This window comes from Steroidobacteraceae bacterium (genome assembly GCA_041395505.1).
Lineage (GTDB): Bacteria > Pseudomonadota > Gammaproteobacteria > Steroidobacterales > Steroidobacteraceae > JAWLAG01.
Genome location: JAWLAG010000001.1, coordinates 1,290,131 through 1,303,745 on the forward strand (window position 1 = coordinate 1,290,131; position 13,615 = coordinate 1,303,745).

The following is a 13,615-nucleotide window of genomic DNA, read 5'->3' on the forward strand; positions in this document are numbered from 1 at the left end:
TTTGCGTTTTTTACGGCTCCCGAACCATCCAATGGAATGGCCGCAACGTACTGGCGACGCTACGCGTGACGGGACGCGTATTAAAGCTGTAACTTCACAAAATTGCTATCCTTTTGATTTTACATGCTGACCCCTGCATGAGTTCAAGCACCACCGCCCCCCGCGCCTGGTGGCAGGCCAACCCCGGCGCAGGCCTTCTGCACGTCGAGGCGTCGCTGCTGCGCGACGAGCTGGACAATGTCTTCGGCTGGGAAATGTTGCAGGTCGGCGACTGGGGGCCACCGGGACAGCTCCTGCGCGGGGCTCGCACGCGCCGACAGACGGCAATCGGCGGATTGGGCCAGGTCCAGGCTCGCGCCGCGCAACTGCCCATTGCAAGCGACAGCATCGATGCCGTGCTGCTACCGCACACGCTGGAATACGAAATCGACCCTTACGCCGTCATTCGCGAGGTTGACCGCGTGCTGGTCGGCGAGGGCACGTTGCTGATCCTGGGATTTCGTCCGTTGGGGCCCTGGGGCATGCGCGCCCTCGCGGCGCGACACGGCTTTCCGCCGGGACTGAAGCGCGTGAATCGCGAAGGGCGGTTGCGCGACTGGTTGAAACTCCTGGGATACGAAGTCGCACCGCCGCGTCACTACCTGTACAGCCTGCCGATGCGACGCTGGGGCGAACCTCTGCCGTCCCAGGACAGCCCGGCGGCGCTGCGCCGCGGCTGGTGGTATCCGCTGCCTGCGAGCGCTTATATCCTGAGAGCACGTAAACGGCTGTTTACCTTGACGCCCGTGCGTCAACGACGCAGTGACCGGCGTCGCCTGCTGGGCGGTCTGGCGAACCCCACCACGCAGGCACGACTTTGAATCGCGTCATCATCCACACCGACGGCGCCTGCCGCGGCAATCCGGGCCCGGGCGGCTGGGCGGCCGTATTGCGCTACGGGGAGAACGAACGTGAGATCAGCGGCGCGCTGGCCGAGACGACCAACAATCGCATGGAACTGATGGCGGTCATCGAAGCCTTGCGCGCCTTGAAGCGCAATGTCAGCGCCGACATCTACACGGACTCGCGCTACGTGCAGCAGGGCATCAGCGAATGGCTGCCCGAGTGGAAACGTCGCGGCTGGCGCACCGCGTCACGCAAACCCGTCAAGAACCAGGACCTGTGGCAGACACTCGATGAACTGACCAACGGTCATGAACTGCGCTGGCACTGGGTGAAGGGGCATGCCGGACATCCCGAAAACGAGCGCGCGGATGCGCTGGCCAACCAGGCGATCGACCGCTTGCTCGGTTAGAATGGGCGCATGCGACAGGTCGTGCTGGATACCGAAACGACGGGACTCGATGTCTCCTTGGGGCACCGGGTGATCGAAATCGGTTGTGTCGAAATCGTCAATCGCCGGCCGACGGATCGTTGTTTTCATCGCTATCTCAATCCCGAGCGCGATATCGAAGAAGGCGCGCTTGCGGTGCACGGCCTGACCCGCGAGCGTCTCGCAGGCGAGCCCAGGTTCGCCGACGTCGCCGAAGAGCTGGTCGAATTCATCGCTGGCGCGGAACTCGTCATTCACAATGCCGGCTTCGACGTCGGTTTTCTGGACGCGGAATTCGCTCGCCTGGGCGGCGAATCGCCCAAAGTGAACTCACTGTGCAAGGTGCTCGATACTCTGGCATTGGCCCGGGAGATGCACCCCGGGCAGCGCAACAGCCTCGATGCGCTCTGCAAGCGCTACAACGTCGACAACTCACACCGCGATTTGCATGGCGCCCTCCTCGATGCACGTATCCTTGCCGATGTCTACCTGACCATGACCGGCGGCCAGGCCGCATTGGCGCTGAGTGCGCAACCCCTTGCGCAATCCGGCGTCGGGGGTGCCAACGCCGGCACCACTCGAAAAAACCGTGCGGCAAATCTCATTGTCATCAAGCCGAATGCCGAGGAACGGACCTTGCACGAGCAGTTGCTCGATCGCATCGCAAAAGAGGCGGGCGGGCGCTGCCTGTTTCGCCCGGACAATGCCGATAACGCATGAGGCAGTGCGAACCACGTCCGGTGGCTGAAAAGGCCCTCGGCTAGAATTCCTCGTATGGCAAGAAAAGCAAGCAACGGACCAGCATTCAGCATGCGGCGCTGCCGCCTGGGCGTCGTAGGCCTTGGCTACGTCGGGCTGCCGCTGGCGGTCGAGTTCGGCAAACATTTCGATACCGTCGGCTTCGATGTCAAACCGGCGCGCATCGACGAATTGCGTCGCGGATGTGACAGCACCCTCGAAGTCAGCCGCGCCGAGTTGCGCGCCGCGCATCGCTTGATCATCACCGGTGACCTGGCGCAGCTGCGCAAATGTCGTGTGTTCATCGTCACGGTGCCGACGCCGATCGACGATTACAAGCGGCCGGATCTCACGCCGCTCGAGCGCGCGAGCGAGACGGTCAGCAAGGTCCTCAAGAAGGGCGACGTCGTCGTCTACGAGTCCACGGTGTACCCGGGCTGCACCGAGGAAATCTGCGTGCCTATCCTGGAGCGCCTGTCCGGGCTCAAATTCAATCGCGATTTTTTCGTCGGCTATAGCCCCGAGCGCATCAATCCCGGCGACAAGCAGCATCGCCTTACGACCATCCGCAAGGTCACCTCAGGATCGACGCCCGAGGCCGCGGAGTTCGTCGACAAGATCTATGCGGCCATTGTCACTGCGGGCACGCACAGGGCAAGCAGCATACGCGTCGCCGAAGCGGCCAAGGTCATCGAGAACACCCAGCGCGACGTCAATATCGCGCTCATCAATGAGCTTGCGCTCATCTTCAATCGCCTTGGAATCGATACCGAAGAAGTCCTGGTGGCGGCCGGGACCAAGTGGAACTTCCTCAACTTCCGGCCGGGTCTGGTCGGGGGGCATTGCATCGGCGTCGATCCCTACTATCTGACCCACAAGGCGCAGGAAGTCGGCTATCACCCGGAGATGATCCTCGCGGGGCGGCGCATCAACGACAACATGAGCCTGTACGTGGCGGGCGAAGTCGCGCGCCTGATGCTGAGCCGGCGCATCCATGTGCACGGCGGTCGCATCCTCGTGCTGGGCCTCACCTTCAAGGAAAATTGCCCGGATATCCGCAACACCAAGGTCGTCGATGTCGTGCGCGAGCTTCGCGAAATGGGTGCACAGGTCGATGTGCACGACCCCTGGGCCTCGAGCGCCGAGGCGAAACACGAATATGGCTTCGGCCTGGTGAGTCGCCTCAAGCCGCGCTTCTACGATGCCGTGGTGCTGGCGGTGGCGCATGAGCAGTACCGCGAAATGGGCATTACCGAGGTACGGCGCCTGTGCCGCAAGAGCCACGTGATCTACGACGTCAAGCATCTGTTTCCGGCGGAGCTCGTCGACGGCCGCCTCTGATGGGTATGAAGCTGCTGGTCACCGGCGCTGCGGGATTCATTGGGTATCACACCGCGCTGCGCCTCCTCGAACGTGGCGACGAGGTTGTCGGGCTCGACAACCTCAACGACTACTACGATCCGAACCTCAAACAGGCGCGCCTTCGGCGATTGCAGGATCACGCCGGTTTCAGCTTCGTCAAACTCGATCTGGCGGATCGGTCGGCCATGGCCGAGCTTTTCCGCAGCGGCAGTTTCCAGCGCGTCATCCACCTGGCTGCGCAGGCGGGCGTGCGCTATTCGCTCGAAAATCCATTTGCTTATGTCGACAGCAATGTGACCGGCACGCTCAATGTGCTCGAGGGTTGCCGCTACAATCACATCGAGCACCTGGTCTATGCGTCGACCAGCTCGGTCTATGGCATGAACACCAACATGCCGTTCTCCGTTCACCACCCGGTCAATCACCCGCTCTCACTCTACGCCTCGACGAAAAAGGCGAACGAGTTGATGGCGCATAACTACGCGGCGCTGTTCAAGCTGCCGACGACGGGTCTGCGATTCTTTACCGTATACGGGCCCTGGGGTCGGCCCGACATGGCGCTGTTCCTCTTTACGCGCAATATTCTCGCTGGCAAACCGATCGACGTGTTCAACCACGGTCATCACAAGCGTGATTTCACCTACGTCACGGACATCGCAGAGGGTGTGATACGCGCCTGTGACCGCACCGCTACCGCCAATCCGGATTGGAACAGCCAGGCGCCTGATCCAGGTTCATCGAGTGCGCCATGGCGGCTCTATAACATCGGCAACAATGCACCGGTCGAACTGCTGCGCTACATCGAAGTGCTCGAGGATTGTCTCGGTCGCAAGGCCGAGAAGAACATGCTGCCTCTGCAGGCGGGCGACGTCCCCGATACCGAGGCGGACGTGGACGACCTGATCCGCGACGTCGGGTATCGGCCGGCCACGACGGTCGAGGTCGGCGTACGGCGCTTCGTCGAGTGGTATCTCGACTACTACCGGGGCCGGGATCCTCAGCCGACGCGGGTCGTCAACCTGGGCTAGAATGCGACGATGCGCGTTCCGCTCCTTGATCTCAAGCCTCAGTACCAATCCCTGAAAACCGAGCTCGACGCGGCCATGCTGCGCGTCGCGGATTCGCAAGCTTTCATTCTGGGCCCGCAAGTGCGCGCACTCGAGACCTCGGTCGCCGCGTACTGCCAATGCGACTACGGCATCGGCGTATCCTCTGGCACCGATGCGCTGCTGGTGGCGCTCATGGTGCTCGACATCGGTGCCGGCGATGAAGTCATTACCACGCCCTACACCTTTTTTGCCACCGCGGGCACCATCGCACGTGTCGGCGCTCGACCGGTGTTCTGCGACATCGAGCGCGATACGTTCAATCTCTCACCCACTGCGGTTGCCGACTGGATCGAGACGCATTGCGAGATGCGCGCGGGGAGGCTCGTCAATCGAGACACCGGTGGCATCGTCAAGGCCCTGATGCCGGTGCATCTGTATGGCCAGGTCGCAGACATGGATGGCTTGATGCAGATCGCCCGGAAGTTCGGACTGCGCGTCATCGAAGACGCTGCCCAGGCCATCGGCAGCGCGGACGCCGGCGGGCGCGCCGCCTGCAGTCTTGGCGATATCGGCTGTCTCTCGTTCTTCCCGACCAAGAACCTCGGCGCATTCGGTGACGCCGGCATGTGCGTCACCAACGATCCCGCGCTCGCTCAACGCCTCGAGATCTTTCGGGTGCACGGTAGCAAGCCGAAGTATTACCACGCTTTCGTGGGCGGTAATTTCCGCCTCGATGAAATCCAGGCGGCCGTGCTCAATGTCAAGCTGCCGCATCTCGATGCCTGGAGCGAAGCTCGGCAGCGCAATGCCCGGATCTACGATCAAGCCTTTCAGAAGGCGCAGCTCGGGGCCAGGGTCGTTACACCACCGGCCACAAGCGGCGCACGCCATATCTATAATCAATACGTCCTTCGCGTACAGGAGCGCGACAAACTGCGCGCCTGGCTCGCGGAGCAGGGCGTTGGCACCGAAATCTACTACCCGCTGGCGCTGCATCAACAGGCCTGCTTTGCCTATCTGGGCCACGGCGAGAGAGATTTTCCCGAATCCGAACGTGCCGCGGCCGAGTCCCTCGCATTGCCAATCTATCCCGAGCTGACCGAGGCGCAGCTCCACTATGTCGTGGAGCGGATAGTCGCTTTCTACCAGGGCAGCTGACGTGGTCGCCGCGGCGGCACAACCGGCATGGCGACGGCTGACCGTGCTCGCCAACGAGCGCGGTGCGCGGCATGTGCGCGAATTGCTCCGCGATACGGATCGCTATGCGAGCTTCACGCGATCGTTCGGATCCTGGCTTTTCGATTTTTCGCGCCAACGCGTGGATGGCGACATCCTGCATGCGCTCGTCGACCTGGCCGGCACGGCGGGTCTCGAATCGGCCATACGGGCCATGTGGCGCGGCGATGCGATCAACCGCAGCGAGAATCGTCCGGCGCTACATATCGCGCTGCGCCAGCCACGAGGCGCCAATATCGGCGGCTCCGCGATTCACGATCTGGTGCTCGAAGAGCGTGAACGGATGCTGCGATTTGCCGAGCAGCTGCGCGGCGGCGATTGGCGCCTGGTCATCAACGTCGGCATTGGGGGCTCGGACCTGGGTCCCGCCATGGCGGTCGAAGCATTGCGACCCTATGGCGCCGGCGCGCCGCGCGTCGAGTTCGTGTCGAATGTCGACGGCTGCCGACTCGCGGATTTGCTCGCCGAGGCGGATCCGGCACGCACGCTTTTCATCATTGCATCCAAGACCTTCACCACCCAGGAGACCATGGCCAACGCGCGCGCGGCACGCGAGTGGATCGCCGAGCGGCTCGGCGAGGCGCAGCTGCTGCGTCATTTTGCGGCCGTGTCGGTCAACACGGCAGCGATGAATGACTTCGGCGTGCACCCCGAGCAGCGTTTTTGCATGTGGGACTGGGTCGGTGGCCGCTATTCGCTGTGGTCGTCGATCGGTCTTGCACTGGCGGTGGCGATCGGTCGCGATCAATTCGAGTCGCTCCTCGCCGGCGCCCATGCAATGGATGAACATTTTCGAAGTGCTCCCTTCGCGGACAATCTGCCGGTGCTCGCCGCACTGCTTGGCATCTGGAACATCAACTTCCTGCGGCTGCCGACGCTTGCCGTGCTGCCCTACGATGATCGCCTGCGCCGTTTCCCGGCCTACCTGCAGCAACTCGAAATGGAGAGCAACGGCAAGTCTGTCTCGATCGATGGCAGCCCGCTCGATCACGAGACGGCTGCCGTCCTCTGGGGTGAGCCTGGCAACAACGCCCAGCATTCATTTTTCCAGCTCTTGCACCAGGGTTCGGCGCGGGCGGCGCTCGATTTCGTTCTGCCCGTACGTTCATCCTGCGAGCGTCAGTCGCAACAGGACCTGGCGATCGCCAATTGCCTTGCGCAGGCCGAGGCGTTCGCACTCGGGCAGCAGGACGGGCCCGCGGAAAAGCAGCACGCAGGCAACCGGCCAGCAACGCTCTTGCTTTTCGATAGGCTCGATCCCGCCAATCTCGGTCGACTCGTGGCGCTGTACGAACACAAGGTCTATGCGCAGAGCGTGATCTGGGGCATCAACGCCTTCGACCAGTGGGGCGTGGAGCTCGGCAAGAGAATGTGCGGTGCATTGCTGAGTGCCGTCGCGCCGCGAGGTCCGCGAGCCGATCAGCCCGAGCGCCTGCGCAAGCTCCTGGACTATGTGGACCGCTTCCGCGCGAACGATGGCCGCTAGAAGCGACGGCTGAGAGTCAGGCCGGCGATGCCGATGTCGTAGAAGCTGTCCGGCCGCGTGCTCTGTGGGTCTTCGGGCAGCAGGTGGTCCCGCGCCACCTTGTAGGCGAAACGCAGGTCGAAGCCAAGGTTCCACCCTGGCATGATGTCGATCCATTCGGTGCCGGCCCCGACATAGATGCCGTAGGCGGGCGTTGCCAGGTCGTAGCGGGCCGCGCCGACGAAGCCGCCCAGAGCGAGCGCAGGGCCGATCCGTCGCCGGTAGTCGAGGAGCCGCACGCCGATCAGCCAGTGATCGTCGATGCGGTCGAATTCCATGCGAGTGCCGATGTCGCTGCGCGGCCCGATCGCGCGTCGCGCGCCGAGCGCAAGATAGGGCGTGTACTCCCGGCCTGTGGTGACCGTCGGTACATCGTCGGCCAGATCCACGCGGGTATTCGCTACGCTCGCTCCGGCCGCAAGGAACCACTCGGCGCCATGCTCGCGCGAGGACGAAAAGCTGGCGCGATCCGCCGGGCCTGCGCCCGGGTGCCAGTTGAGCGTCAAGCCGGCATGGCGATAGTGGTTGGCAAACACATCTTCGCCGGCCAGCACTTCGGCGCCGAGCTGGAATTCGCCGAAATTGCGGGCGTAGCTGAGCGCGTATTGATTAGCGCGCTGGTAACCGGCGCTGCCGTAATCCTCGTTTGCAAGCGTGCGATAGCGCAGTTCGAGGCGACCGCCGAACGATGGCCACCAGCCGAAGCGCAGCATGTGCGTCTGCGCACCAATGGCGTCGCCGAATCGACGCAGGTCGCCACCCCAATGGCCGATGACCTGCCCGTCGTTCGTGAGGCCGTCGCCATAAAGGCCGTTGACGTACCAGCCGTTCTGCCACTCCGATGCCTCATAGGTGAAGTCGAATTGTCCCCAAAGCCGTGGTACGTCTATACCGACCGACAAGGCCGAGTTACCGAGCAGGAAGTTCTTCGCGAAGGAAGTATCCTCGCCCGCGTACTCGAAATAAACCGACCAGGGTACGGCACCCGGAAACACGAACCGGCTGCTGATGCTCGCCAGCTGATTGCCAAATTGATTGTCGAGGCTGGCAGGTGATGCGGCATTGTCGAATTTCGACGGATTGAAAAAAGCGCGCAGGATATCGCCAAAGCTCTGCCCGCCGCGGGCGCCGCCGCCGAATTGCAGCAGCCGGCTCGCGCCGATGGCCCAGCCACGCACAGGCTCGATCGAGACGTGCAGCCCCGCAAGCCGCGGCCGTCCGGCCGTATCGCCGCCTTCAAAAGCGATCTGCTGCGAATAGCCCATGTCGGCCAGAAACGCTTCATAGCGCAGCCCGAGGCGTGTCAGGCGCCGTCGATTCGATAGTGTCACCGAGGGCATGGTCGGCGCATGGCTCGAGAACAGCATGGCACTGTCGGCGAAAGGCGATAGCCAGTGCTCCCGAAAGCCGACATCGAGCTGGGCAAAATCCCAGCCGGCGCTGAGCAGGCTGCCCGCGAGGTCGCTACCGCCGTCATAGGCGAGGCCGCCCAGGTTCAGTTGCAAGTGTTCGCCGAGCCGCAGCTGGGTGCGCGCAGCCGCCAGCCAGGGACTGTCGCTCGTCAGGCCGCTCTGGTTGGGCAGGCGGTAGGGTCGGTCGCTCGCGTCGAAAGCCGCGAGTGTCGCGGTGGTCACAGCGAAGCGCGCATCGTAGCGCGCCAGACGTCGGCGCACCGATGCGCACAACGCCGCATCTTTGTCGCAGGCGACATTCAGCGCATCGGCGATGTCATCAACCGCAATGGGTCGGGTCAGCAGGGCTCGATCCGCGAGCAGCATGACGCGCGCGATATCGCGTTCGAAGGCGCCGTCGAGGTAGGCGGGGAGATAGCTGCTGACACCCGCAGCCAGCACCATCAGCACGCCGGCGCTCACGACTCACGCTCCCTCATTGGTCGGGCCCCGTCCTGACGGGCATTAAATATGAAACTCCACTATCATTGCGCGCGGTGCCGGAGTAAGCATCGATTTTGAACATCAGACGACTCCTGATTCTATGTCTTTTCCCCGTGGTGAGCGCGGCCGATCCGTGGCTGCCGCCGGGTGACCTGTCGCTCCGCCACGACATCGAGTTGCTGGCCGACGCCGGCATCGTTCGCGGACCTGTCACGACCTGGCCCATTTCGTGGCCCGATATCGCCCGTGACGTGCTGGCGGCTACGTCGGCGCCAGCCGATGCCGCGCTGCAATCGGCGCTTGCACGCATTCAGCGCGCCGCGCGGCGCGCAGCCGCACCCGGTTGGTCAGGTTGGGCAGTGCGTGCCAGCGCGAGCGAGGAGCCGATTGCGTTGCGTAGTTTCGCTGCGACTTCGCGCGACCAGGGGGAGATCGAACTTGGCAGTGGCTATCTCGGCGAGCGTTGGGCCGCCCGCGTCGTCGTGACCGGAGTTGCCAATCCGGCCGATGATCAAGACGTTCGCTTCGACGGGTCGTATATCGGTATTTCCCTGGGCAACTTCATGATCTCCGCCGGGGCAATGGAGCACTGGTGGGGTCCGGGGTGGGAAGGCAGCCTGGTATTGTCGAACAACGCGCGGCCGATTCCGTCTTTCACTGTCGAACGCAACTACACCGAGGCTTCGCGACGGCCCGTATTGCGCTGGTTTGGACCATGGCGAGCCAGTATCGCGATTGGCCAGACCGATCGAAATCGCGTTGCGGTGCCGGACGTCAGGTTCTTTGCCGCGCGAGTCAACTTCAAGCCCCGACCCTGGCTCGAGTTCGGGTTGTCACGAACGGCGCAGTGGTGCGGCGAAGGGCGACCTTGCTCGCTGTCGGTATTCAAGGACCTGCTTTTCGGGCGAGACAATCGCGACGCGTCGCTGACCGTCAATGATGAACCAGGCAACCAGATGGCTGGCTACGACATGCGCTTGCGATCGCCCTGGCGCCGGCTGCCGGCTGCTTTCTACATGCAAATGATCGGCGAGGACGAGGCCAACCACCTGCCGAGCAAATTCCTGGGCTTGCTTGGCGGCGAAATCTGGGGTGGCGGCGAGTTTGGTTCGTGGCGCCTGCATGCCGAGTATGCCGACACGAGTTGCAGCTTTGCGCGTAACAACCCTCAGTTCGATTGCGCCTATCGCAATGGTCTTTATCCGCAGGGCTATGTGTATCGTGGGCGAGTCATCGGCCATACGCTCGATAGCGACGGTCGCATGACATCGCTCGGGGCACTGTGGTTGCGCCCGAGCGGCGACTCGGTGTCCGTTCTGGTGCGTTCCATCACACTCAATCGCGACGGCGGCGTCGATGCGGCCAATACCCAGAGCACGACGCGTCGCAAGCTCAGCAATGTCGAGCTTGGGTACAATCGCGACGTGGGGCCCGGGCACTTGCAGATCGGCGCAGGTTACGACGATGTCACCGAGGGCGTAGACGCCGGTTCCACGGTGCGCGGATTCATTCAATGGCAGCAGGAGTTCGACTAGCGATGTCAGTACGCGGCATGCCCGGGCGAAGAGTATGGCGTTGGCTCGCGGGGAGATACCTGCCGGTTCTGCTGGCCGGTGCGTTGATGGTCCTGCCATCCACAGCGACCATCGCCCAAAGCGCGTTGCCGAGCGACGCACAGCTCGAGCTGCTTCGAAACCTCACGCCCGAGCAACGCGAAGCGATCATGCGTGAGTTGGGCGCAGGCGGCACGTCCTCTGCTACGCCCGCGGGCTCGTCGGCTCAATCGGGTGCTGTGACGCCGCCCGATCTTGATCAGGCCTTGCGACGAATGAGCCCCGATCAGCTGCGGGCGTTGTTGATTCCGTCGCTGAAGCCGGGCGATACCGTTCTGCTCGAGGTCGATTTCCCGGGGCGTCTCACGAGACTACAGCCCGCGCCGACCGTTGGCGCTCAAGTGCCAAATTCGGCCGGGCCGCCTGGAGCGGGCGATGCGCAATCCATGCAGAGAGCGGACACACAACGAAACGTTGTCGAAACGACACTTACGGTAACGGAGCGTGACAAGCTGGCCAAGCTCATCGAGCTCTTGCGCAGCCGCAATCCCTATGTCCTCGATTCCGAAGGTCGCTTGCTGTTGCCCGGATTTCCGGTCGACGGTATCCAACTGTCCGGTCTCAACGAGGAGCAGGCGACGAAGCGCCTGCAGGCGGTGCCCGAACTTGCGCAACTCGAGGTGCGACTGACCTTTCTGCCGCTCAAGCGCACGGGTGCGAGAGGCCTGCGCCCTTATGGTTACGAGCTTTTCAATAAGGGCGGATCGGCATTTGCGCCGGCGGCCGAGGCACCCGTGCCCGCAGACTATGTCGTGGGGGCGGGCGATCGCATCGATGTCCAGCTCTATGGCAATGAGAACCGCAATCTTGCGCTGGTCGTCGGCCGCGACGGGCGCATCAGTTTCCCCGAGCTCGGTCCGATTCGGGTCGGTGGTCAGCGCTTCTCGGCTGTCAAGAGCACAATCGAGTCTCGAGTCGCCAAGCAGATGATTGGTGTCAATGCCAGCGTATCGATCGGCGAATCGCGTGGCATCCGCGTGTTTGTACTCGGCGAGGCGCGCAATCCTGGTTCCTACACAGTGAGCGGCCTGGCGACAGTCACGACCGCATTGGTTGCCGCCGGTGGAATTACTGAAATCGGTTCAATGCGCGATATTCAACTCAAGCGCCAAGGCGCCATCGTGCGCCGCCTCGATCTATACGATTTATTGTTGCGCGGCGATACCGCCAATGATGCGAAGCTCCTGCCTGGCGATGCGATATTCATTCCGCCGGTCGGCGCGACGGTCGCTTTGGATGGCGAAGTCAAGCGCCCCGCAATTTACGAGCTCAAGGGCCAGACAGCACTTGCCGATGTCATCGCACTGGCGGGCGGGTTCACTGTCGATGCCGACGCTACACATGTCTCGCTGACACGCGTCGATGCCGAGCGGCGACGTGTGGTTATGGATGTCGACCTTACGACGGCCGCAGCGCGCAACACCACGGCAAGTAATGGCGATATTCTGCGGGTCAATCGTCTGCGACCCCAGATCGATGAGGGTGTGGTCACACGCGGGCACTTGCATCGACCTGGTGTACATGCTTGGCGGCCCGACCTTCGCATCAGCGATGTCATTCCAACGATCGACGAGCTTCGGCCGGGAGCGGACCTGCACTACGTCCTTATTCGGCGCGAGTTGCCGCCTGACCGACGAATAGCAGTATTCTCTGCGGATCTCGAGGCCGCCATGCGGTCGCCGGGGTCCGAGAAGGACATCCCCCTCCAGCCACGTGACGAGATCACGGTTTTCGATTTCGAGTTGGGTCGCGCGAGAGTGATCCGACCGCTCCTAGATGAACTCAGATTACAGTCGCAGGCTAGCCAGCCGACCGAAATTGTTCGCGTCACAGGCCGCGTCAAAGTGCCCGGCGAGTATCCGCTGGAACCCGGCATGCGCATCGCAGATCTCGTTCGCGCCGGCGGCGGCCTCGAGGATTCGGCTTACGTTGGCGAGGCGGAACTCACGCGATACGAGGTGAACGGCAGCGACGGTCAGACTGCGGAACTGCGAGATATCAATCTCGAGGCAGCGCTGCGCGGCGATAATACGGCCAACCTGGAGTTGCAGGCCTTTGACAGCCTGATCGTCAAGGAAGTGCCGGAGTGGGGTGTCAAGGAGGAAGTTGCAGTCGAAGGCGAGGTTCGCTTTCCAGGGCGCTATTCGATTCGCAGAGGCGAGACCTTGCGCTCGATACTCGAGCGTGCGGGTGGATTGACGCAGCTCGCGTTCCCGGAAGGTGCTGTTTTCACGCGCGAAGAACTGCGCGAGCGCGAACAGAAGCAACTCGATCAGCTGGGACAGCGATTGCAGGGCGATCTCGCGACACTGGCGCTGCAAGGTGCTGCCGCCAACCAGGCACAGGCCGGCACGGCACTCAGTGTTGGCCAGTCGCTTCTGGCGCAGCTGCAGTCGACCAAAGCCGTCGGCCGGCTCGTCATCGATGTCAATCGCGTGCTCACCGGCCCGGTCGGTGGTGTCGGAGATATTGTGCTTCGCAGCGGCGACCGGTTAATGATTCCGAAGCGTCGCCAGGAAGTCACCGTGCTGGGAGAAGTGCAAAACGCAACGTCGCATTTTTACCGACCGGATCTCGAGCGTGACGACTACATCGCGTTGAGTGGCGGGACAACGCGCAAGGCCGACCGCGGCAGGATCTACGTTGTGCGCGCTGATGGCAGCGTGGTGGGCCGCAATTCCAGTGGCTGGTTCAGGCGCGCGAGTAATATCGACATTCGACCGGGAGATACAGTCGTCGTGCCGCTTGACACGGAACGCATTCCGCGGCTTCCGTTCTGGACCGCTGTCACGCAGATTCTATATAACATTGCTATTGCCGCGGCAGCGGTGAAGACGTTCTAGCATGACATACTGGTTTGAAAGCAATTTTGGTCGCGCATGCGG

General features: G+C 62.8%; 10 protein-coding genes. 9 read left to right on the forward strand and 1 reads right to left on the reverse strand.

Going from position 1 to position 13,615, the window contains the following annotated elements; translation table 11 throughout:
* The first annotated feature begins 137 nt into the window (after positions 1-137).
* The 7 genes from R3E77_05925 to pgi are packed head-to-tail and all read left to right on the forward strand — an operon-like array spanning position 138 to position 7,183.
* Positions 138-860 carry a methyltransferase domain-containing protein gene (locus R3E77_05925; protein MEZ5498950.1) on the forward strand — a complete coding sequence of 241 codons (723 nt, stop codon included), beginning with the start codon at positions 138-140 and terminating at the stop codon, positions 858-860.
* On the forward strand, positions 857-1,294 hold the full coding sequence (gene rnhA, locus R3E77_05930; GenBank protein ID MEZ5498951.1) for a ribonuclease HI: 438 nt from the start codon (positions 857-859) through the stop codon (positions 1,292-1,294). Before R3E77_05925 ends, rnhA begins: the two co-directional genes overlap by 4 nt.
* Before the next feature lie 9 nt (positions 1,295-1,303).
* The gene (dnaQ, locus tag R3E77_05935; protein ID MEZ5498952.1) at positions 1,304-2,032 is read left to right on the forward strand and encodes a DNA polymerase III subunit epsilon; all 729 of its coding nucleotides are present in this window, start codon (positions 1,304-1,306) and stop codon (positions 2,030-2,032) included.
* A 54-nt stretch (positions 2,033-2,086) separates the two neighbouring features.
* Positions 2,087-3,391 (forward strand): Vi polysaccharide biosynthesis UDP-N-acetylglucosamine C-6 dehydrogenase TviB, encoded by a 1,305-nt coding sequence (gene tviB, locus R3E77_05940; protein MEZ5498953.1) that lies wholly within the window; start codon positions 2,087-2,089, stop codon positions 3,389-3,391.
* Positions 3,391-4,440 (forward strand): NAD-dependent epimerase, encoded by a 1,050-nt coding sequence (locus tag R3E77_05945; protein ID MEZ5498954.1) that lies wholly within the window; start codon positions 3,391-3,393, stop codon positions 4,438-4,440. Before tviB ends, R3E77_05945 begins: the two co-directional genes overlap by 1 nt.
* Positions 4,441-4,449: 9 nt before the next feature.
* Complete coding sequence (locus R3E77_05950; GenBank protein MEZ5498955.1) at positions 4,450-5,619, forward strand: DegT/DnrJ/EryC1/StrS family aminotransferase; 1,170 nt, start codon at positions 4,450-4,452, stop codon at positions 5,617-5,619.
* Position 5,620: 1 nt separating this feature from the next.
* Entirely contained in the window at positions 5,621-7,183 is a 1,563-nt protein-coding gene (gene pgi, locus R3E77_05955; GenBank protein ID MEZ5498956.1) for a glucose-6-phosphate isomerase, read from the forward strand.
* On the opposite strand, the gene R3E77_05960 is transcribed toward pgi, so the two are convergent.
* On the reverse strand, positions 7,180-9,096 hold the full coding sequence (locus R3E77_05960; protein MEZ5498957.1) for a capsule assembly Wzi family protein: 1,917 nt from the start codon (positions 9,094-9,096) through the stop codon (positions 7,180-7,182). The genes pgi and R3E77_05960 overlap by 4 nt on opposite strands.
* Before the next feature lie 95 nt (positions 9,097-9,191).
* Between R3E77_05960 and R3E77_05965 the strand changes: the two genes are divergently transcribed.
* Positions 9,192-10,652, forward strand: a complete 1,461-nt coding sequence (locus R3E77_05965) for a capsule assembly Wzi family protein (GenBank protein ID MEZ5498958.1) — start codon at positions 9,192-9,194, stop codon at positions 10,650-10,652.
* Positions 10,653-10,654: 2 nt separating this feature from the next.
* Positions 10,655-13,573, forward strand: coding sequence for an SLBB domain-containing protein (locus R3E77_05970; protein MEZ5498959.1), 2,919 nt, complete (start codon positions 10,655-10,657; stop codon positions 13,571-13,573).
* Positions 13,574-13,615: the final 42 nt, after the last annotated feature.

Coding starts and splice junctions, on each gene's coding strand:
- R3E77_05950 (MEZ5498955.1), top strand. CDS start 4,450: ATGCGCGTTCCGCTCCTTGATCTCAAGCCTCAGTACCAATCCCTGAAA.
- dnaQ (MEZ5498952.1), top strand. CDS start 1,304: ATGCGACAGGTCGTGCTGGATACCGAAACGACGGGACTCGATGTCTCC.
- R3E77_05925 (MEZ5498950.1), top strand. CDS start 138: ATGAGTTCAAGCACCACCGCCCCCCGCGCCTGGTGGCAGGCCAACCCC.
- R3E77_05945 (MEZ5498954.1), top strand. CDS start 3,391: ATGGGTATGAAGCTGCTGGTCACCGGCGCTGCGGGATTCATTGGGTAT.
- tviB (MEZ5498953.1), top strand. CDS start 2,087: ATGGCAAGAAAAGCAAGCAACGGACCAGCATTCAGCATGCGGCGCTGC.
- R3E77_05970 (MEZ5498959.1), top strand. CDS start 10,655: ATGTCAGTACGCGGCATGCCCGGGCGAAGAGTATGGCGTTGGCTCGCG.